Below are 22,086 nucleotides of genomic sequence, written 5' to 3'. Positions count from 1 at the left end.
TCCCATTCGAAAGAAGTAAGACCCCTTAAAGACGATAAGGTTGATAGGGCAGAGGTGGAAGTGCCGTAAGGCATGGAGCTGACTGTTACTAATCGGTCGAGGGTTTGACCTGAAGCATAAGTTGGAACGGAAGGAGGGAATCCGGAGACGGATTCCCGGGAAGAGTTTGTGTATTCAGTTTTGAAGGTATGTGTTGATCTTATGAAAAGTCTGCTTCGGCAGGCTCTTTTTAATTGTATAAGCTCTTCGAAAACGCAGACAGGCTCGTCACACGCAAAGCGTGTGTAAGAGACTGAATGCATTTTCGAAGGCATTTTCAATATAATATTATGAACATTGTCTATACCCTGAGAATACTGCACCCGCTCATAATATATTTCTAAAGATGGTTGAAGAGGTGCAGTCGGATGGGCAAACAAGGTGATTTTGAATTCGCAAATCTCGGACAGGTAGTGAAGAAACTGAGAAAGGAACACGGTCTGACACAGGGGGATGTTGCCAGAACCCTGAATGTGACGCCCGGATATATCAGTAACGTCGAAAACAGTCGGACTGCAATGTCTCTCCGTGTGCTGTGCTACTATGGCGATTTAACCGGGATCACACTGGATGAGCTTGTCGGAAGAGCGGTACCGGCGTATCGGAAAACTTCTCTGGATCATAAAATATCCAAGATGGTAGAGAAGCTGGGGGAAGAGGACAAACAGAAGGTTATCGATACGCTCAGCATCTGGACGAATGTGGAATGACATATCACTAAAAATGCGCAGACGGTTTAAAAAGTACCACAGAACTGTTAGAAAGTACCGCAAAGTTATCAGAAAGTATTATAAAACTGTTAGAAAATACCAGAAATACCTGAAGAAAAGTATTGCTTTACGAATTCCTCTTTGCTAGTATAGCATACATAATTCAAGAAAAAGAAATTTGAAAACTTGTCAGACGTACAATGAAGTATCTGCCATCTTTAGCGATGGTCGGGTACTTTTTTTGTACTACATGTCGGTGAAAATGATGTATGTACTGTTAATGATACAAGGACGTATCGGGAAGGAATTCCCGGTGCGCCCTTATTTTTTTACTCGAACAGTGAGAGGTACTGATTCATGAAGCAGACGTGTGAGGCTCCATTCGCATCGGCGGGATATCATCCGCGAAGAGTGCATTGCCATGTCTGACTAGTGTTTGAAATGGAAGGAGGAAAAAATATGAAGGAACTGGTTATGATCATCAGACCTGACAGACTCGAGGATGTAAAGGCTATTCTGGATCAGGAGAATTGCGGAGGTATGACAATTTCCACAGCTATGGGCTGCGGGACGCAGAAAGGAGCCTCCGATACCGCGGTAAAGGAATTGAAGGGGCTCAAGACAACCATTAACCTGTTGCCGAAGATTCGTGTTCAGATCGTAGTAGAGGACAAGAAGGTTGAGCCGATCATCGAGGCCGTCCGGGATAAGCTGGCTACGGATCATGTGGGAGATGGAAAAATCTTTATCCGGCCGATCGAGGATGCAATCCGTATTCGTACCGGTGAACGCGGAGATGAAGCACTCTGAGTTGATACAGCAGACCTGAGTACTCCTGTATTGCTCTGGCCGAGTCGCATAAACGACCGGATAGATACATTATTATTCAAAGAGGTGATACCAGAGTGAGCGAATATATTGTTGAACTGGACCATGTGAACAAAATATACGGCACCAATCACGTCGTGAAGGATATGAATCTTCACGTGAAGGCAGGTGAGTTTCTGACGCTTCTCGGATCATCCGGATGTGGCAAAACGACCACACTGCGGATGATTGCGGGATTTGAGATCCCTAGCAGCGGGAGCATCCGGGTGGAGGGAGAAAGCATTGAAGCGAGGCAGCCCTTTGAGAGGGATGTGAACACAGTATTTCAGACCTATGCCTTATTCCCGCACAAGACAATTTTCGACAACATAGCTTACGGGTTACGTATGAAAAAAGTACCAAAGCCGGAAATCCGCGAGCGGGTGGAAGAGATGCTCTCCATGGTGCAGCTTGAGGGATTCGAGGATCGTTACCCGGCACAGCTGTCCGGCGGTCAGAAGCAGAGGGTGGCGATCGCAAGAGCTTTGATCAACCGGCCGAAGGTGCTTCTCCTGGATGAACCGCTCGGCGCGCTCGATCTGAAGCTGAGGAAGCAGATGCAGCTCGAACTGAAACGCCTTCAGAAGAAACTGAACATTACTTTTATCTATGTCACTCACGATCAGGAGGAGGCTCTGACAATGAGCGACCGGATCGCTGTCATGCACGACGGCATTATCGATCAGGTCGCTGTTCCCTCTGAAATTTATGAACATCCCGCGACGAAATTTGTCGCGACCTTCATTGGTGAGACAAATATCTTCGAAGGCTGCATTGTCGAAATCGCCGGCAGGACATGCGAGGTTGCCGTGGAGAACGGATTTGTGCAGGCGAAGGGGGACGGCTTCAGCAACGGAGAATTTGTCACGATATCCGTGCGTCCGGAGAAAATCAGATTCTACAAGGATGACATCGGCAGCTTCGGACTCCAGGGCATCGTGAAGGATTATATCTATGTCGGCTCGGTTTTAAAATGCAACATCGTGCTTCCGAACGGAAACGAGGTCAGGGCGGAACGGCTCTCCGGCGAAGAAGTGCCTAAGGTAGGAGAGGTTGTCTATGTCACCTGGGATGTAGGAGATGCGGTGCTTCTCCACAACAGTGACAATACTATCTATAATGCACTGAATAATATGGCAATCGTGTGAGAAAATCATTCCAATTTCTCAGTTGTTATGAAATTCAATCGAGCATGCCGACCGTGTGAGGAGATGATTTCGTGTATGTCGTCAATCTGTTTTCAAAATTGAAACACACAGCTCATGTTTGGAGGTGACAGGTGTGGGTGATAAAAGCAAAAAAACGATGCGGTTCCGTTCAAAGATTCTGCCGGCACTGACCACCGTCGCTCCGGTGAGTCTGTGGATGATTCTGTTTGTGGCGATCCCGATGATCTACGTCATTGTCATCAGCTTTTGCAATATTGATGAGAATTACAACGTTGTTTTTCAGTTTACATTCAAAAATTATATCCGGCTGATTGATCCGGACTATCTGAAAATATACCTGCAGTCGCTGCTGATTGCTTTTCTTTCCACGGTTCTGGCGCTGCTGATCGCCTTTCCCTTTGCGTGGATCATCGCGAGAACAAAAAGCAAGAGGAAGAATGTTTTCTACATGCTTGTAATTATACCGTTCTGGACAAATTCGCTGATCCGGATATACGGATGGAAGACATTTCTCGGAAACAGCGGGTGGCTGAACACTTTCCTGCTGAAGGTGCATCTGGTAAAGGAGCCGCTGGATCTCCTTTATCATCCGGCGACGACAGTACTCGGCATGGTGTACTGCCTGTTTCCATTCATGGTCCTGCCTCTTTATTCGGCGGCTGAGAAGCTGGACGGCAGTCTCCTGGAGGCTTCCGCAGATCTGGGAGCCAGAAAGGTTCAGACATTTTTTGAAGTGATTCTGCCACTGACATCGAGCGGTATTTTTTCCGGATGCATCATGGTCTTTATACCGGCGCTCGGATACTTCTATGTATCCGATATCCTCGGCGGAGGCAACACCGATATGATCGGAAACCTGATTGAGCGACAGTTCCAGAGCGGCAACAACTGGCCTCTTGGAGCCGCGCTCTCCATCATCCTGATTCTGGTAACGCTTCTGCTTGTGCGGATTTATCAGAGGCTCGGAGGCGACATGGAAAGTCTGGGGGTGTGACTGATGAATACAGAGAATAAGGTAATGGCGAAGGAAAAAAAGGGAGAGATCACTCCCGGTCGGAGAATATTCCTCTTTCTGGTGTATGCGTTTCTGTTTCTTCCGATAGTGGTTATTGTGGTCAACTCTTTTAACGGGACAATGACGAAGCCATATCTGTCATGGAAGGGTTTTTCCCTGTACTGGTACGGAGAACTGCTCCAAAACGCGGCACTCCTGAACTCCTTTGGCAACACGATATTTCTTGCTGTGGTAAGTACCCTGCTCTCCACCGCGATCGGTACGCTGGGTGCGATCGGCATGTACCGCTACAAGTTCCGCGGGAAGAAACTGATCGATGCGCTGCTGTACATTCCGGTGGTGATTCCGGAGATTGTGCTTGGTATATCACTTCTGACCATGTTTGCCGGGACCGGAATTCCCAGAGGCATGGGAACGCTGATTCTCGCGCACGTAACCTTTGACGTTCCTTTTGTCATCTTTAACGTAAGATCGAGACTTGCGGGGTATGATATTTCACTTGAGGAAGCAAGCATGGATCTCGGGGCGAACCGAATCCGAACGTTCTTCGAGGTGACGTTCCCGGTGCTTGCTCCCGGAATCGCGGGCGGAGCGCTGCTGGCATTTACGCTTTCTATCGATGACGTGATTATCAGTTACTTCGTAAACGGTACGACAAAGACCTACCCGCTGAAGGTGATGGAGAGCATCAAGAGCGGCGTCGCGCCGGATGTCAACGCGCTGAGCACGCTGATTCTGGTCGGAACTGTCGTGCTGGTTATTCTGACACAGAGCGGTATCTTCAGCCGGAAGAACCGCAGGAGGAACAAGGTAAAACACTGAGTGTTCCGTGTGGTACAAGGAGAGTTGAAACAGCAATGTGGGAGTAAGGGAAGGAGAGATCGATATGAAGAAAAAAATAAAGAGTATGCTTGCGTTGGGACTTGCGGCTGCTATGGCCGTTGGTATTACGGGATGCGGAATCAACACTTCCGGAGGGAGCTCCTCCGGCGGAGACGCCGACAGCCTGAACATCTTTGTCTGGACAGAGTATATTCCGGACAGTGTCATTCAGAATTTTGAGAAAGAGACCGGCATCAAGGTGAATGTTACTACGTTTTCTTCGAATGAAGATATGCTCGCCAAGGTGAAGGCGGAGGCGGAGGGCACATATGATATCGTCCAGCCCTCGGATTATATGGTAAAGCAGATGATCTCCCAGGATATGCTGGAGAAGCTGGATAAGGACAAGCTGACCAATCTGAAAAATATCGGAGAGCAGTATCTCAATCCGTCTTATGATCCGGACAACACCTATTCTGTTCCGTATCAGGGCGGCGTTGCCGCAATTGCGGTCAATACGAAGAAGGTCAAGAAGGAAATCACCAGCTACAATGATCTGTTTGATCCGTCTCTGAAGAATTCCCTGGTTGTACTGGACGATTACCGTGCGGTGATCGGCATGACCGAGCGCTCGATGGGGCTTTCCATGAATGAGACAGATCCGGATAAGCTGAAGGAGGTGGAACAGAAACTTCTGACGTTGAAGGACAATATCAAGGTGTATGATTCGGATTCGCCGAAATCTTCTCTGATCAGCGGTGACTGTACGGTCGGTTTCTGCTGGAGTGCGGAGATTGCGCTTGCCATGGAAGAAAATCCGGACATTAAGATTGTATTCCCGAAGGAGGGCGCGTATGTCTTCATGGATAACTGGGCGATCCCGAAGGGCGCAAAGCACAAGGACGCTGCGGAGAAATTTATCAATTACATCCTGGAGCCGGAAACCTCAGAGGCAATTTCCAAGGAATTCCCGTATCTGAATCCGAATACGGCAGCGGTAAAGGCGATGGGCGCAGACTACACAGATAATGAGGCGAAAAACCCGCCGGAGAGCGTAATTTCCGCAGGAGAATATGTGGATAATCTGGATACGGACACCATTGCGACACTGGACAGCATGTGGACGAAGCTGAAGGGGTGAACGGATAAATGGGAACTGCGAACAGGATCAGGAGGAAAGAGGATGGGTTTCATCAGAAATTCACTTCCCGGAAGGGATGGGTACCGGATGCCGGGAGAATTTGAACCACAGGACAGAATCTGGATGATATGGCCGGAAAGGCCGGATAACTGGAGAGAGCATGCGCTTCCGGCGCAGAAAGCCTATGCCGATGCTGCAAGAGCAATTGCCGCGTTTGAACCGGTCTGCATGCTCGCGTCTCCGGATCAGATGGAGCGGGCAGAGAATGCGTTCCTAAATGTTCCGGATGTGGAAGTGATTGAGATGTCTTCTGATGATGCCTGGATCCGGGATACCGGCCCTTCGTTTGTCGTCAATGACAAGGGAGGACTGCGTGCCTGTGACTGGCGGTTCAATGCTTATGGCGGCGATGTGGACGGATTATATCAGCCATGGGATCAGGATGATGCCCTTGCGGGAAAAATCTGCGACATGTTGGGGATTGACCGGTATCGCGCTGATTTTATTCTTGAGGGAGGATCCTTTCACACGGATGGCGAGGGAACTATTCTTACGACAGAAATGTGCCTTCTGAGTCAGGGGAGAAACCCCGTACTGACAAAAGAACAGATCGGTCAGCGGCTCTGTGCCTATCTTGGGGCAGAGAAGGTGATATGGATTCCGGACGGGATTGATCCGGAGGAGACAAACGGACATGTTGATGATGTGGCATGCTTTGTCCGTCCGGGGGAGGTGGCATGCATTCGGGAAGAAAACCCGGACAGCCCGTTTTATCAGGCATCACAGAAAGCGCTTCGCGTTCTGGAACAGTCGCGGGATGCCAGGGGAAGAAAACTGAAGGTACATCCGGTCTGCTGTCCGAAGTATCCGGTCCGTCTTCCCGAAGACTATGAAGTAGAGAGCAGCGGTCATGCGATTCCTCGTAATCCCGGAGAACTCTGCGCGGCGTCTTACCTGAATTTCCTGATTGTAAATGGAGGGGTGATCGTGCCTCAGTATGATGACCCGAATGATGAGGTGGCCCTTCGGCAAATCGCTGCCATGTTCCCGGACCGGCAAACGGTCGGTGTCAGGACCAGAGAGATCGTTTATGGGGGCGGCAATATCCACTGTATCACACAGCAGCAGCCCCGGGTCTGTCACGCGTGAAAGGACAAAAAAATTCCCGGACCCTTTTGATGGATCCGGGAAATCTGTCACTGCAAGTCAATGCTTCATGGATGCGGCTTTCCTGTCATCACCACGAGGCATCCCTTCCTGGTTGTTACTACAAGAGTATCATTGACGGATCCTTATTTCATGGTGATCAGTTCATAGGAGCGGCTGCCGAGGCCGATCTTCTCGGCGTGTTCGAGTGTCTCCTTCCAGCGTACGTTCGGGTTGCTGTCCAGGAAATGGTCGTGATGATGGTGCCAGTCCGGTTTCGCGAGGTTGTCTCCGAGCTGACTGTTGCGGATCGGTGTGGCAGCGAGACAAGCGTCAACGCAGGCCTGATCGAGGGCAACCGGATCAAAGGAGGCAAACATTCCGATATTCGGAAGAATCGGGGCGTCATTCTCCGGGTGGCAGTCACAGTTCGGTGAGACATCAGTGATCAGGCTGATGTGGAAGGTCGGGCGGCCGTCACAGACTGCCTGGGAGTATTCGGCGATCTTACAGCCGAGGATTTCGTTGGCGTCCCAGTTGTTGTTTACGATGGCGTCGAAATTGCAGGCACCGATGCAGCGTCCGCATCCCTTGCAGATATCCTGGTTGATGTGTGCCTTCCCGCTTTCGTAAGAAATGGCATCGGAACCGCATTCCTTTGCGCAGCTCCTGCAGCCGCGGCATTGCTCTTCAATGACATGTGGCTTTCCGGAGTTGTGCTGGTGCATCTTGCCGGCGCGGCTTCCGCATCCCATACCGATATTTTTGAGCGCGCCGCCGAAGCCGGTCGCCTCATGACCCTTGAAATGGGTGAGACTGATCAGGATATCGGCATCCATGATGGCATGGCCGATATATGCCTCCTTGAGATATTCACCGTTCCGGATCGGGACGATCACTTCATCGGTTCCGCACAGACCGTCGCCGATGATGACGTGGCATCCGGTGGTCGCCATGCTGAAGCCGTTCTCTTCAGCACAGCTCAGATGATCAAGCGCGTTCTTCCTGCTTCCGGGATAGAGCGTATTGCAGTCGGTCAGGAAGGGCTTTCCGCCGAGTTCCTTTACCACGTCAGCGACTGCTTTTGCGTAGTTCGGACGCAGATAGGAGATGTTGCCGAGCTCGCCGAAATGCATCTTGATTGCTACAAACTTTCCGTCCATATCAATGCTGCCGATTCCTGCCTTGCGAATCAGCTTCGCCAGCTTCCCCGGCAGGCTCGGGCCATTTGTGTGTGTACGAAAGTCGGTAAAATAGACCTTTGATTTTTCCATCAGATTCCCTCCGCATACATTTGAATCCGACTTTTTCCCGAGTGATTGTGCGCGAACGCCCGCGGTTGATCCGGAAAAAGTCTTTTTTTGTTTGTACATATTATTATAAAAGCTGTCCGGGCATAATTCAAGACAGGTTCTGCCCTGCCGGTACAGCAGGCAGGAATTCAGGATATGCCGGCTTGCGAAAAAGGATTTCCGTGCTATGATAGGAATACGGTGAAATCCCGTGCAGAAAAGAACTTCCAGATATCAGCAATAGGGAAATTTCAGATATGATGAGAATTCGTAATGCAAGAAGGATGATCCGAACGATCAAGAAAGGAAATGGCTTTTGTCATATGAGTATTTTTTCCGGAATCAAAAATCATTGGAATGCGTGGTTGAAGCGTATGGCGGATTCGAACAAGGAAGCGTTTCACGGCGAGGTGCCGGACTGCTGCAAGCTGAAACAGCAGAATCAGCCGGGTCAGAAGACCGGTGAAGAACGGCAGAGGTAATGCCCGGGGCCGGAAGAGCCGCGAAGAAAGGCAGAGGTAATGCCCGGGGCCGGAAGAGCCGCGAAGAACGGCAGAGATAATGCCCGGGCAAGGGTTTTGCGTCGTGAACAATGAGATTTTTGAGGGGATGAATGCAGGAAAGATATGGAAAAAAATATCGGTACTCTGGTGGTTATCGTAATTTGTGTAATATTGTCGGCTTATTTTTCAGCGACGGAGACGGCGTTTGCCTCGCTGAATCATATCCGGGTCAAGAATATGGCGGAGAAGGGAGACCGGCGGGCGATCCTTGTGATGAAGCTGCTGGACCGCTATGACAGCGTCCTCTCCACGATTCTGGTCGGAAACAACGTCGTAAATATTGGCGCGACGTCGCTGGCAACCGTTTTCTTCGTGCGTATGCTCGGAGAGGATGCAGGTTCCGGCATTGCGACGCTGGTGACGACGCTGGTGCTCCTGATTTTTGGCGAGATTTCGCCTAAGAGCATGGCGTCGGAGTTTCCGGAGCAGGTGGCGATGCTGGCTGCCCCGCTTCTGAGCTGTATCGTTGTAGTTCTGACGCCGGTGAATTTTCTCTTCGGACTGTGGAAGAAGTTTCTGGCGAAGCTCATTAAAGGTGAGGAAGACCGCGCAATCACGGACGAGGAGCTTCTGACAATCGTCGATGAGGCGGAGACCGGTGGCGGCATTGGTGAGGAGGAAAGCGATCTGATCCGCAATTCAATAGAATTCCGGGATCAGGAGGCGGTTGATATTCTGACACCGAGAGTGGATATCGTCGGAGTGGAGTATGGAACCTCCAATCAGGAAATCGCGGACATCTTTGCCCAGACCGGCTACTCGAGGCTTCCGGTTTACCGGGAGGACATGGACCATATCACGGGAATCCTTTATGAAAAGGATTTTTATAACAAGATTTTCGGCTCGGACCGGACGATCGACTCTATCATACGTCCGACGGTCTTTATTACGGAGCACAAGAAGATCGACGAGCTCCTGCGCGAGCTTCAGAAGAAAAAAATTCACCTGGCGGTCGTGGTCGATGAGTACGGCGGCACGGTCGGTATCGTATCCATGGAAGATATCCTGGAGGAACTGGTCGGCGAGATCTGGGACGAGCATGACGAAATTGTCCAGGAAATCCGGAAGATCACGGACAGCGACTATGTGGTGGAGGGCTCCGCAAACCTTGAAAAGCTCTTCGATGAGATCGGATGTGAGCGGGAGCATGATTCGATCACCGTGAGCGGATGGATTCTGGAGATCGCCGGAAAGGTTCCCTCCCGCGGGGATGTTTACCACTATGAGAATATGACCATACGGATTCTCGAAATGGATGGACACAGAGTCGGAAAAATCAAGCTTCATGTGGAGCATCCGGAGGAGAAAGAGGACAGGGGTGATCAACAGTAGCTGCTGTCCGCAGGCGACGGAAAACAAGAATTCGGCAGAACCGCCGCTCAGTCAAAGCTATTTAGAGCTTGTCAGGCGACGAAAATCAAGAATTCTGCAAAATCGTCGCCCGACTCAGCATTGCTTAGATCAGCAGTCTACACCAGCACCAATCCACCCGGGGTTGGTGTTTTTCTTGTCTGGACGGACAAAAATTTAACGCTTTGCGTTTGAAACTTTTCAAAATAAAAAAGGAAAATCCTTTTTGGCGTCGTAAATATATAATAGACGCATTTTTTCGGGAAAGCAGCATTCTCGGCAAAGATTGGAGAGCAGAGCCATGAATATTCGGGAAGCGATTGAAGAAAACGAACTGGATGATCTGAGCCCTTACGCTGCCCACAGCCGGGAGACGCGGGGGCGGGACTGGCCGATCAGCGAGGATACCGTTCGAACGGATTACATGCGCGACCGTGACCGGATTCTGCACTGCAAGTCCTTCCGGAGACTGAAGGACAAGACGCAGGTGTTCCTGTCGCCGCAGGGAGATCACTACCGGACGCGCCTGACACACACGCTGGAGGTATCCCAGATTTCCAGGACAGTAGCGAAGGCACTGCGGCTTAATGAGGATCTTGTCGAGGCAATTGCTCTGGGGCATGATCTTGGGCACACTCCATTCGGCCATGCCGGGGAGAGAACCCTGAACAGGCTCTGTCCGTCGGGGTTCCGTCACTATGAGCAGAGTCTCCGTGTCGTGGAAAAGCTGGAGAAAAACGGGGAGGGGCTGAACCTCACCTGGGAGGTGCGGGACGGAATTCTGAATCATCAGATGAGCACGACACCGCACACGCTGGAAGGAAAGATCGTGCGGATCTGTGACAAGATTGCGTATATTCATCACGACATGGACGATGCGCAGCGGGCAGGGATCATCAGCGAAGACGATATTCCGATTACGCTGCGGATGACGCTTGGATATACTTCCCGCGAGAGGCTGAATACACTGGTGATGGATCTGATCGCCAGCAGCCGGGACCGCGATGATATCCGGCAGTCGGAGCAGATCCATGACGCGATGATGACCTTCCGCAAGCTGATGTTTGCGGATGTGTACACAAATCCGGTGGCAAAGTCCGAGGAGATCAAGGTGGACAGGATGCTGACAGAGATGTATGGATATTACGTCCGGCATCCGGAGCTTCTGAAGGGAGAATACCGCAAGATGCTGGAGCAGGGCGAGACACCGGAGCGGGTTGTCTGTGATTACATCTCCGGGATGACGGACCAGTACGCGATTCACAAATTCCGGGAGATCTACATTCCAAAATCCTGGGACGTATTGTGACAGGAAGGAAGCGCGATCGCGCGAAATCCGCATCTCATAAAGGCTGCGGCACGATGGATCTTCCATATGGCGGTTTACAGGGCAATCGTCAGGATATATTTCCATATGGCGGTTTATAGGGCAATCGTCAGGATATATTTCCATATGGCGGTTTACAGAGCTATTGTCAGAATGTATCTCCCATAAGACGATTTACAGAGTAATCGTCAGGATGTATCTTCTGTATGGCGGCTTACATAGCCAATCGTCAGTCAGACAGTGATACCGTCAGATACGGACAGGAGGTTATTTGAGGAATCATGCGATATACAGATGAGGTCATCGAGGATGTCCGTGAACGAAACGACATCGTGGATGTGATCTCTCAATATGTGAAGCTTCAGAAGCGGGGCAGCAATTATTTCGGGCTGTGCCCGTTTCATAATGAAAAATCGCCGTCTTTCTCGGTGAGCCGGGACAAGCAGATGTATTACTGCTTCGGCTGCGGCAAAGGCGGAAATGTGTACACCTTTCTGATGGAGTACGAGAATTACAGCTTTCAGGAGGCAATCAAGGCTCTGGCGGACAGGGCAGGCGTGAAGCTTCCGGAGGCGGAGTATTCGAGAGAGGAGCGGGAAGAACAGGATAAGCGGTCGAGACTTCTGGAAATCAACAAGCAGGCGGCGCTGTATTTTTATTCCAGACTCCATTCCCCGGCGGGACAGGCCGGGCTGAGGTATCTGGAAGGGCGCGGGCTTAGTGCGGAAACCATGCGGAGCTTCGGACTTGGCTATGCCGACAAATACAGCAACGATCTGTATCAGTTTTTTAAGAAAAAAGGCTACAGCGACGGGATTTTGAAGGAATCCGGGCTGTTTCATGTCGATGAGAAGCGGGGATTTTCAGACAAGTTCTGGAACCGGGTCATGTTCCCCATTATGGACGCGAACAGCCGGGTGATCGGCTTCGGCGGCCGGGTGATGGGAGACGGAAAACCGAAATATCTGAACTCCCCGGAGACGCCTGTGTTCGACAAGAGCCGGAATCTGTACGGCCTGAATGTGGCGAGAAGGACGCGCCGGAAGAACTTCATCATCTGTGAGGGCTACATGGATGTCATTTCGATGCACCAGGCGGGTTACACGAACGCCGTTGCTTCGCTGGGAACGGCGCTGACCTCTCAGCAGTGCTCGCTGATGAGCCGGTTCACGAAACAGGTTCTGGTCATCTACGATATGGACGGCGCCGGTGTGAAGGCGGCTCTGCGGGCGATTCCGATGCTTCGGACGGCTGGGCTTTCCACAAAGGTGGTAAACCTGAGGCCGCACAAGGATCCGGACGAATTCATCAAGGCAGAGGGAGCCGAGGCGTTCGAGCAGAGGCTGGAGGAGGCGGAGAACAGCTTCCTCTTCATGGTCCGCATGACCGAACAGAATTACGACATGAACGATCCCGGCGAGCGAAGCAGATTTTTTCACGAGGTGGCGGCCATGCTTCTTGAGATCGGGGATGAGATTGAGAGAAACAGTTACACTGAGGCAATCGCGAGAAAATATCACATCGAGCAGAGCATGCTGGTGTCACAGATCAACCGGGAAGCGCTGAAGGGCGTGGGAAGAACCGAGATCCGGCCGCCGAAGAGCACCGATGCGCGAAGGCAGAAGGCAGCCATGGCAGCGGCTCCGGCGGACAAGGAACAGAAGCTGATGCTCACCTGGATTGCGGGACAGCCGGGGCTTCTGGAACAGCTGAAGGATTATCTGTCGCCTGCGGATTTTACCAACCCGATGTACCGGGAGGTCGCGGAAATGGTCTGGGAGCAGGGAGCGAAGGGCAAAATCAGCCCGGCCGCCATCATCAATCATTTCGAGGACAGCGCACAGCAGACAGAGGCCGCCTCTCTCTTCAACACAGATATCACACTGGACAGTCCGGCAGACCGCAAGAAGGCGCTTTTCGATGTTCTCTGCCGCATGAAGCGGCAGAGCATCGACAAGAGAGCTGATGAGCTGGATCCCGCGGATATGCAGGGATTCATGAAGATCATGGATGAGAGAAAAAAGCTCGATCAGCTTCGGGCAAGAGGACTGCCGGAAAATATTTTTTCGTAAAAAAGCAGGACTGTGCAGATAAAGCGTATGATCCGCGCTGCGTTACGTAAGTAAGCGCGGGGATGACATAGACAGAAAATTGTACTTTTTACAAGTACATCAGAAGAAGGAGAACATTCATGGAAGCAGATAACAAGAAATTGCTGGAAAAAACCAAAAGCCTCATTGAGGTAGCCAAGAAGAAGAAAAACGCTCTCGAATACACGGAGATCGTCGAGTATTACAAGGAAATGAACCTCAACGAGAAGCAGATCAAGATGGTTGTGGCATATCTGGAGGATCATGACATCGATGTTCTTCGGATTCAGAGTGAGGATGAGGAGCCGAATGACGACATGCTCCTTCTCAGCGAGGAGGGAGAGGACGATAACGAGGATACCGATGTTGAGAACATCGATCTCACGGTTCCGGAGGGCGTCAGCATCGAGGATCCGGTCCGGATGTACCTGAAGGAAATCGGAAAGGTGCCGCTTCTGACAGCGGATGAGGAAATTGAGCTCGCCAAGCGGATGGAGGACGGCGATGAAAACGCGAAGAAACGCCTGGCGGAGGCGAACCTCCGTCTGGTTGTGTCCATCGCGAAGCGATACGTCGGACGAGGCATGCTTTTTCTGGATCTGATTCAGGAGGGAAACCTCGGACTAATCAAGGCGGTAGAAAAGTTCGATTACCGGAAGGGATATAAATTCTCAACCTATGCGACATGGTGGATCCGCCAGGCCATCACAAGAGCGATCGCCGATCAGGCCCGCACCATCCGTATTCCGGTACATATGGTAGAGACCATCAACAAGCTGATCCGTGTCTCCCGTCAGCTGCTTCAGGAGCTTGGCCGCGAGCCTACGCCGGAGGAGATCGCGAAGGAGATGAATATGTCCGTGGACCGTGTGCGTGAGATCCTGAAGATCTCACAGGAGCCGGTATCTCTCGAGACCCCGATCGGCGAGGAAGAGGACAGCCACCTGGGAGACTTCATTCAGGACGATAATGTTCCGGTGCCCGCGGACGCGGCTGCCTTCACGATGCTGAAGGAGCAGCTGGAAGAGGTGCTTGGAACGCTGACCGAGAGGGAACAGAAGGTTCTCCGGCTCCGCTTCGGCCTCGATGACGGAAGAGCCAGAACCCTCGAGGAGGTCGGAAAGGAATTTAACGTTACCCGTGAGCGAATTCGTCAGATCGAGGCGAAGGCACTCCGGAAGCTGCGTCATCCGAGCCGCAGCAGAAAGCTGAAGGATTATCTGGATTAATCCGGCAATGAACAGCAGAAGGCGGAAGAACCTTCTGGACGGATATAGCGATTAACATCAGAGGGCAGGAGGATTATCTTGACGAATACACCGATCATCAACAAAATGTCAGAACGGCTGCTGTCAGTGGCCTCCCTGGTGACGCCGGGCAGCAGGACGGCGGATATCGGAACGGATCATGGATATGTGCCGGTATACCTGGTAGAAAATAGAATTGTGTCCTCTGCCATTGCCATGGATCTGAGAAAAGGACCGCTCGCCCGGGCACAGGAGACGGTGAACGGCGCCGGACTCTCGGACCGGATCGAGCTGCGAATCTCGGACGGTCTGGAAAAGCTGAAGCCGGGGGAAGCGGACACGGCCGTGATTGCGGGGATGGGAGGCATGCTGATCTGCCGCATCCTGACGGCGCATCCGGCAACCACAGCGGCCCTGAAAGAGCTGGTTCTGGAACCGCAGTCGGAGGTGGACAAGGTCCGCCGGCTCCTTTCGGAGATCGGATTCGCGATCACAGATGAACGAATGATCTTTGAGGACGGAAAATACTACCCGATCATCAAGGCAGAAAAGCGCCCGTCTTCTTCGGCAGCACATAATGAGATGGAAGGACACATTGAACCGTCTTCTCCGGCAGCACATAATGAAATGGAAGGACACATTGAACCGTCTTCTCCGGCAGTCCTCAGTGAAATGGAGGTGCACTTTGGCCCGGTTCTGCTCCGGCGCAGGGATCCGATCCTGAGAAAGTATCTCGCGTGGCAGATTCAGGTCAATGAGCAGATCGCTGGAAGACTCGCGGCGGCAGGCAGCGGGAATTCCATGCAAAGACTTCAGGAAGTAAAGGAGGAACTGCGGCTGCTTCTGGCCGCATACAGCAGATATGAGATGTGAAGAGATTATTCAGAGACTGGAACAGGGATATCCGTTATCCTGCGCGGAAGAATGGGACAACCCCGGACTGCAGGTGGGTCGCAGAAACCGTGAAGTACGGAAGATTTTTGTCGCCCTGGACGCGACGGAACAGACGATCCGGGAAGCCGTGGAGTGGGGAGCAGACCTTATGATCACGCATCACCCGCTCTTATTTCACAGTATCAAGCAGGTGAATGACGACAGCTTCATCGGCAGAAGAATTCTTACCCTGATTGAAAACGATGTGAACTGCTACGCGATGCACACGAATTTCGACGTCCTTGGAATGGCGGAGCTCAACGAGAATCAGCTGAACCTGCAGAACGCGCATGTTCTTGACGTTACACGCGAGAATGAAGGCGTCGAGGAGGGAATCGGACGGGTCGGCGATCTGGAAGAACCGATGACACTGTATGATTTTTCCGTGACGGTCAGACGCGCCTTCGGGCTCTCAACCGTGCGCTGTTATGGTCTGAAGGAACTGGAGGAAAACGAGGAAGAATCCGGAGACGACGGATTGCTGGTGAGCCGTGTGGCAGTATGCGGCGGGTCCGGCAAGAGTCTGATTGACCGGGTAATCGACGAGGGCGCACAGGTTCTCGTGACCGGGGATGTGGACTACCACAGTGCGATTGACGCGATGGCAAGAGGACTGTATATCATCGATGCGGGACACTACGGCACAGAGTACTGCTTCATCGATTACATGGTGATGAAGCTGACCAAGCTGTTTCCGGAGTGCAAAGTCCGCGGCGCGAAGATCATTCCGCCGTTCACGGTGATCTGAGCAGATAATTAATTAAGATAAGGAAAAAGAAAAAGGCGGAATGCTCTGGCAAATCTCACAGAGTATTTCCGCCCGTTGTTTTCTTATTTTATCCGTTCATTTTGGTTCTTACTTATCGTTCAGTTTTTTATAATGTATCTTTCAAAAAAGAAGACAGTTCGGCAGGGCTTATGCCAGAAGAGCATAGGAGTGCGTGTACGGCACAAGGTGATCCGCAGCGGCTGCGGAATGTGGCGGCACACATCGCACTCATCGGATTTACATCTGTTACTTTAGCAATGGATCTTCAGGCAGATGGTAAGTGACTGAGAGGAGATTATTATGTCAGGAACATTTCAGATTCAATATCAGGGAAAGCATTTCGAGGTAACCGAAGGCACTCGTTACATCGATTTTATCGGAGCGCACCCGCTCCCGGATAACCTTCCGGTTCTGCTGGTTCTGGCAAACGGAAGACTTCAGGAGCTGAACCGGCCCGTGAAGGAGGATTGCGTGGTCGAGCCACTCACGATCAGGGATCAGATTGGCATGGCGACCTACCGAAGAAGCCTGAATCTGCTCTTCAACAAGGCGGTTCTGGATGTGGAGAAGAGGCGCAATCCGGGAAAGGATATCCGGATCACGCTGAATTTTTCAAATGGAAACGGATATTACTTCACCTTCAGCGGAGAGGACAGACCGGATGAGGAATTCGCTTCTCTGGTAAAAAAACGCATGCGGGAGCTGGTGGAGGAGAATCTGCCGATTCATCGAAAGACATTGTCCACCTATGACGCGATCCGTTCTTTCCGGAAACAGGGGATCGCCTACAAGGAAAGACTTCTGAAATACCGCAGAGTATCTACGGTGAACCTGTATGTGCTCGGCGATTATCAGGACTATTTCTATGGCTATATGGTACCCGGCACAGGCTGCCTGAAGGTATTTGATGTCTGCTGCTATGAGGACGGGGTGGCTCTGGTCTACCCGAAACACGACGAGCCGGACCGCGTTCGCCCATATGCACCCTTCCCGAAGCTTTTCAAGGTACAGTCGCTTTCAGAAGACTGGAATTCGCGGATGGGAATCCAGTCGGTGGCGGACCTGAATGATACAATTACAAGAGGAGATATTGAACATAAGCTGCTGGTGGCGGAGGCACTACAGGAAAGCCGGATGTCGGACATTGCGCAGGACATCCGGAAGCGGGGCAATGTGAAGTTTGTCATGATTGCCGGCCCGTCATCGTCCGGCAAGACCACGTTCTCCCGCCGGCTGTCGATTGAACTCACTGCGCACGGGCTGACCCCGCACCCCATCAGTCTCGACAATTTTTACCGCGACAGACAGTACTGCCCGAGGGATGAGAATGGAGATTATGATTTTGAATGCCTGGAGGCCTACGATCTGGAGCTGATCCGCGAGGTGCTGAGTGATCTGGTGAATGGAAAAGAGGTGGAGCTTCCGTATTTCAACTTCCTGACCGGCCAGAGGGAATATCACGGTCAGAAGCTGCAGATGAAGAATTCGGATATTCTAGTCATCGAGGGGATCCACGGACTCAATCCGAAGCTGTCGGAGCACCTGCCGGCGGACTGCGTGTACCGTGTCTATATCAGTGCTCTGACACAGCTGAATATCGACGACCACAACCCGATCTCGACAACCGACGGCCGCCTGCTCCGTCGCATTGTCCGCGATTACCGGACCCGGGGAACCGACGCGCTGGAGACAATCCGCAGATGGCCGTCGGTTCGAAGAGGCGAGGAAAAATATATTTTTCCCCACCAGGAGAACGCGGATGTGATGTACAATTCGGCGCTGATCTATGAGCTTTCTGTTCTGAAGATCTATGCCGAGCCGCTGTTGTTCCAGGTGCCGGAGGATGCTCCGGAATATCTGGAGGCAAAACGGCTGCTGAAGTTTCTGGACTATTTCCTCGGGACGCCCTCGGAAAGCGTGCCGGTGAACTCCATACTCAGAGAATTCATAGGAGGGAGCTGTTTCGACGTATGAAAAAAATCATAAGAATCTCAGGATACATTCTTATGGCGATAGGCACCATCTGCCTGTTTGGAGCGCTGTTTATCGTGATCGGCGCTGCAATCTGGGATATAAATTTGCTCATATACGGAGATCACACATTGACCATTGCGCTGATTCTGATCGCGGCATGCCTAGATGCGCTGGGATTTATGCTGCGGTGGATCAGCGGGAAGATGGAAGACTGAGAATACGACGATATATCAAAAACGTTTTCGTTAAAAAATACACAATGTATACGATAGATTGTGTTTACTTTCGTTTTTATTTGTGTTATAAGATATTATAGTAATGATTCCTACTATTGTAATTAAAATCAAATTATACTTAACTAATAGCAGAAGGATTTTGAGACGATAACAGGAAGCATTTTTAAAGCTTTTTTATCTGACGATCTTTACGAAAGCCTCGAAACAGATTACTTGTAAAAGAGATCGGTGAAAATCAGCACAAACAAAGTATAAGAAGATTCTGGCGGAAATATTTTACTGAAAGTAAGGGGTTCTTATGAAAAAAACGAAGAAATGGAAACGTATTCTCACAGTCTTATGTATCTTTACAATGATTGCAGGTATCATGAGTCCATCAGCGATTTATGCCGGCGATTCTGCAGAGGAGTCTGCATCCGCGCAGGCCGGCATTTCTGAAGCTGACCAGACAGAAAATGAAGATACCGGAGCTGCGGAGACGGACGTTCTGGGAGATGCAGGATTATCTTCCGGAAATGAAAATAGCCAATCTGCTGCAGATATCACTGGTTCTGACAATACGGTTATCTCTGCTTCCGACAGCGCGAATGATGCAGAGGAAGAGGCTGCATCTGAACCGGCTGAAGCTTCCGGGACGACCGCTGATTCAGGCGCGGTTGAGACCAGTGCGGAATCATACCCGGCAGTTTCAATGAGCGTAAAAGCGGATGATGGAACAGAGATCCAAATCAGTGCGCCGGAAGGAGCGTTCCCGTCAGGCATTCAGGTCACCGTAACAAAGGTTGATTCCGACCAGATTCTTTCCGCTCTTAAGGAAGCATCCAACAATAATGCTCTGACAACAGATCAGGTCATGGCCTATGATTTCGATTTCCATCTTGCCAGTGGTGAGCATAATATCGAACCTGAAAAAGAAATTTCGGTACAGTTTTCCCTGCCTGAGATGAAGGCAGAGGATTCTGTAAGTGCTTATCATCTGAAGGATGAGAATTCCTCGGCAGAAAAAGAGGATATCACAGCAGATGCATCAGCCGGAACAGCGACACTGGAGACACAGCAGTTCTCGATTCATGCATTGCTGGTCGCTACAGCGAATAATTCGTCTGGTATCACAATCGGCTACGATGAAAAAACTGATATTCATTCTGTAATTGGAGAGGATGATACAAAAATCATTCTTTACTGCATGAACAATAGTCTGCACTGGCCACACAAGACAGAGGGTATACCGAATGTCCCGACTTATACGGAGACAAGCTTTGAAAAATTTTTTAATGCGAATAATATTACAGGTGAAACACAGACAGAGTTAAAGACAAAATTGGAAAACTTATTGTATGCTGGCTATCCGTACAATGGATATGGTCTGTATAAGATAGTGAACAGCGTTCCTACAATCACGGAGGATTATTTCAATAAACTGCTGACGCCGCCCCTGTACCTGCGGCTGGATTTCCCGGACAGTATTGGAAACAATACCTTTACATATTCGGATCGCACTAACCAGAACAAGATGGCACTGTTATCTGAATTTTTGATGGATGTGTTCAGTTATAATGGTCAGGACAAGAAGACAGCATCCGGACTGGACTATACGCAGCTGATACAGCTTCCGTTCTATAGGGCGGTTCTTTGTATGAATTATGGTGATCCTATAAAAGCATATTCTGAATCATTCATGGCCAATTATTATGTGACAGAGTCACAGGCTTACGGTGGCACACGCGATGCCATATGGAAACTGCTGAAAGACTACAAATTAACAGATAACGGAAAAGACATCTCTATAACAGATTTGGTTAACAACTTACTCAAGGCGGATACAACGAATCTGATTCCAACAGAAAAACCGAAAGATGAAAAGGTCAGTATTTCCGGGGATCCCACGTTCTATTATAGTACAGGTGATAATAAGTGGCACACGGATCGGCTGTCCCTTAAGGTACCGGAGACATATAATACTTATTTTACCCTGAACCTTCCAGATGGCGTCACTGAAGAAACCGGGAAAACTGAGGTTAAGGGCGGTGAAAGCTTTTCGCTGGTTTCTTCTAAGAAACCGCAGAATTCAATGTCGCTCTCGCTCTCATCTACTATCCCGTGGATGGATCCTGATCTGAAGGTTTATGTGGCGGACAGTAAAGTTACAGCTCCTGACGGAAAAGGCTTTCAGAACATGATTGGCGCGGTTATCCATCAGACAGATATTACCAAAACGGTCGCTCTTTCCAGCACTGATACAAGTTTAACCTTCACTAAGGTGTGGAAGGACAACGGTAATAAGGATAACGTTCGTCCGGATCTGGAGACTTATAAAAATAAACTGCACCTGATGAATGGCAACACGGAATTGACGGGATTTCAACCAGAGATAGCAGATAAAGGGGATAATTCATGGTCAATTACGTATAATGGCTTGCCGGCGAAGATCGATGGCAAAGATGCTGCATTCACTGTCAGCGAGGGTTCTGTTGATAAGTATACTGCAGATAAGGAATCCGTTAAGGATGATAATGAAACTATTACAAATACATATACACCTGTAACCATATCCGGCACAAAAACATGGAATAATTCAGGATATAATAGTGTAAAAAAACCGGACAGTATAACGGTTAACCTTCTTGCCAATGGTACAGTGAAAGATAGTAAATCAGTTACAGCGGACAAAAACGGACAGTGGGAGTATAGCTTCGACAATCTCCCTAAATATGATGATAACGGACAGGAAATCGAATATACGATCACGGAAAATAATGTCACTGATTATAGCACTGATTATAGCAAAACTATAAATGGCTATGACATTACGAATACCTACACTCCGGGAAAGACAAGCGTTACCGTAAAAAAGGAATGGGAAGACAACAACAACCAGGACGGCAAACGACCGACAAGTGTGAAGGTCCAGCTTTTGGCCAATGGTGAGAATCAAGGGGAAGCGGTTGACTTGTCTGCCGATAATGGGTGGACTTATACATGGGACAATCTGGACGAGAAGGATAAATCATCAAACAACATAACCTATAGCGTAAAAGAGGTAGATGTACCAGAGGGATATACGTCTCAGATCAGCGATGGCAGTAAGCAACATTATTTTGTCATTACAAATACGCACCAGCCGGAGACAACTAAAATAAAAGTTACTAAGATCTGGAATGACAGTGGGAATCAGGACGGCAAACGCCCGAACTCGGTTAATGTGCAGCTCTACGCGGACGGCAAGGCGAGCGGTAAACCGGTGACCCTGACGGAGTCAAACAACTGGCTTTACACGTGGACCGGACTTCCGATGTATAAAAATGGCGGAACAAAGATCGCGTATACAGTTAAAGAAGTGTCAGATCTTCCGAGTGGTTATACATCTTCTGTCACAGGAAGTGCCGAGGGCGGTTA

Annotated in this window: 19 protein-coding genes and 1 rRNA gene; 19 read left to right on the top strand and 1 reads right to left on the bottom strand. The window is 50.2% G+C overall.

Going from position 1 to position 22,086, the window contains the following annotated elements; translation table 11 throughout:
- The 8 genes from ACTQ3A_RS13040 to aguA form a co-directional block, all read left to right on the top strand.
- Positions 1–112: ribosomal RNA gene (locus ACTQ3A_RS13040) — 23S ribosomal RNA — on the top strand; the annotation flags it as partial.
- A gap of 295 nt (positions 113–407) precedes the next feature.
- Entirely contained in the window at positions 408–749 is a 342-nt protein-coding gene (locus ACTQ3A_RS13035; protein WP_441495100.1) for a helix-turn-helix domain-containing protein, read from the top strand.
- A gap of 459 nt (positions 750–1,208) precedes the next feature.
- The gene (locus tag ACTQ3A_RS13030; protein WP_441101415.1) at positions 1,209–1,559 is read left to right on the top strand and encodes a P-II family nitrogen regulator; all 351 of its coding nucleotides are present in this window, start codon (positions 1,209–1,211) and stop codon (positions 1,557–1,559) included.
- Between the two features lie 95 nt (positions 1,560–1,654).
- Positions 1,655–2,764: an ABC transporter ATP-binding protein gene (locus tag ACTQ3A_RS13025; protein WP_441495101.1), complete on the top strand. Its 1,110-nt coding sequence runs from the start codon at positions 1,655–1,657 to the stop codon at positions 2,762–2,764.
- A 133-nt stretch (positions 2,765–2,897) separates the two neighbouring features.
- Positions 2,898–3,779: an ABC transporter permease gene (locus ACTQ3A_RS13020; protein ID WP_441495102.1), complete on the top strand. Its 882-nt coding sequence runs from the start codon at positions 2,898–2,900 to the stop codon at positions 3,777–3,779.
- A gap of 3 nt (positions 3,780–3,782) precedes the next feature.
- Entirely contained in the window at positions 3,783–4,622 is an 840-nt protein-coding gene (locus ACTQ3A_RS13015; RefSeq protein WP_441495103.1) for an ABC transporter permease, read from the top strand.
- Positions 4,623–4,686: 64 nt separating this feature from the next.
- Positions 4,687–5,763 (top strand): polyamine ABC transporter substrate-binding protein, encoded by a 1,077-nt coding sequence (locus ACTQ3A_RS13010; RefSeq protein WP_441476268.1) that lies wholly within the window; start codon positions 4,687–4,689, stop codon positions 5,761–5,763.
- A gap of 42 nt (positions 5,764–5,805) precedes the next feature.
- The gene (aguA, locus tag ACTQ3A_RS13005; protein ID WP_441495104.1) at positions 5,806–6,912 is read left to right on the top strand and encodes an agmatine deiminase; all 1,107 of its coding nucleotides are present in this window, start codon (positions 5,806–5,808) and stop codon (positions 6,910–6,912) included.
- Positions 6,913–7,055: 143 nt separating this feature from the next.
- On the opposite strand, the gene ACTQ3A_RS13000 is transcribed toward aguA, so the two are convergent.
- A complete protein-coding gene (locus ACTQ3A_RS13000; RefSeq protein WP_441101421.1) occupies positions 7,056–8,183 on the bottom strand; it encodes a DUF362 domain-containing protein in 1,128 nt (375 codons plus the stop codon).
- 275 nt (positions 8,184–8,458) lie between these two features.
- On the opposite strand from ACTQ3A_RS13000, the gene ACTQ3A_RS12995 reads away from it, so the two are divergent.
- From ACTQ3A_RS12995 to ACTQ3A_RS12945, 11 genes are all read left to right on the top strand, one after another.
- Complete coding sequence (locus ACTQ3A_RS12995; RefSeq protein ID WP_441495105.1) at positions 8,459–8,683, top strand: LDCC motif putative metal-binding protein; 225 nt, start codon at positions 8,459–8,461, stop codon at positions 8,681–8,683.
- 144 nt (positions 8,684–8,827) lie between these two features.
- Positions 8,828–10,096 (top strand): HlyC/CorC family transporter, encoded by a 1,269-nt coding sequence (locus tag ACTQ3A_RS12990; protein ID WP_441101424.1) that lies wholly within the window; start codon positions 8,828–8,830, stop codon positions 10,094–10,096.
- Between the two features lie 319 nt (positions 10,097–10,415).
- A complete protein-coding gene (locus ACTQ3A_RS12985; RefSeq protein WP_441101425.1) occupies positions 10,416–11,423 on the top strand; it encodes a deoxyguanosinetriphosphate triphosphohydrolase in 1,008 nt (335 codons plus the stop codon).
- A gap of 299 nt (positions 11,424–11,722) precedes the next feature.
- Complete coding sequence (gene dnaG, locus ACTQ3A_RS12980) at positions 11,723–13,513, top strand: DNA primase (RefSeq protein ID WP_441101426.1); 1,791 nt, start codon at positions 11,723–11,725, stop codon at positions 13,511–13,513.
- Between the two features lie 119 nt (positions 13,514–13,632).
- Complete coding sequence (gene rpoD, locus ACTQ3A_RS12975) at positions 13,633–14,760, top strand: RNA polymerase sigma factor RpoD (RefSeq protein WP_441101427.1); 1,128 nt, start codon at positions 13,633–13,635, stop codon at positions 14,758–14,760.
- 78 nt (positions 14,761–14,838) lie between these two features.
- Entirely contained in the window at positions 14,839–15,651 is an 813-nt protein-coding gene (locus tag ACTQ3A_RS12970; RefSeq protein WP_441101428.1) for a tRNA (adenine(22)-N(1))-methyltransferase, read from the top strand.
- Positions 15,641–16,459, top strand: coding sequence for a Nif3-like dinuclear metal center hexameric protein (locus ACTQ3A_RS12965; RefSeq protein ID WP_441101429.1), 819 nt, complete (start codon positions 15,641–15,643; stop codon positions 16,457–16,459). Before ACTQ3A_RS12970 ends, ACTQ3A_RS12965 begins: the two co-directional genes overlap by 11 nt.
- Before the next feature lie 321 nt (positions 16,460–16,780).
- Positions 16,781–18,454, top strand: a complete 1,674-nt coding sequence (locus ACTQ3A_RS12960) for a nucleoside kinase (protein WP_441101430.1) — start codon at positions 16,781–16,783, stop codon at positions 18,452–18,454.
- Positions 18,451–18,669 (top strand): hypothetical protein, encoded by a 219-nt coding sequence (locus tag ACTQ3A_RS12955; protein WP_441101431.1) that lies wholly within the window; start codon positions 18,451–18,453, stop codon positions 18,667–18,669. Before ACTQ3A_RS12960 ends, ACTQ3A_RS12955 begins: the two co-directional genes overlap by 4 nt.
- A 407-nt stretch (positions 18,670–19,076) precedes the next feature.
- Positions 19,077–19,385, top strand: coding sequence for a hypothetical protein (locus tag ACTQ3A_RS12950; protein ID WP_441495106.1), 309 nt, complete (start codon positions 19,077–19,079; stop codon positions 19,383–19,385).
- A 158-nt stretch (positions 19,386–19,543) separates the two neighbouring features.
- Positions 19,544–22,086: Cna B-type domain-containing protein (locus tag ACTQ3A_RS12945; RefSeq protein ID WP_441495107.1), on the top strand; the 2,543-nt coding region annotated here is incomplete at its 3' end.

It is taken from the genome of Bilifractor sp. LCP21S3_F8 (assembly GCF_052117805.1).
Lineage (GTDB): Bacteria > Bacillota > Clostridia > Lachnospirales > Lachnospiraceae > Bilifractor.
This window is presented reverse-complemented; position numbering and strand designations above follow the sequence as displayed.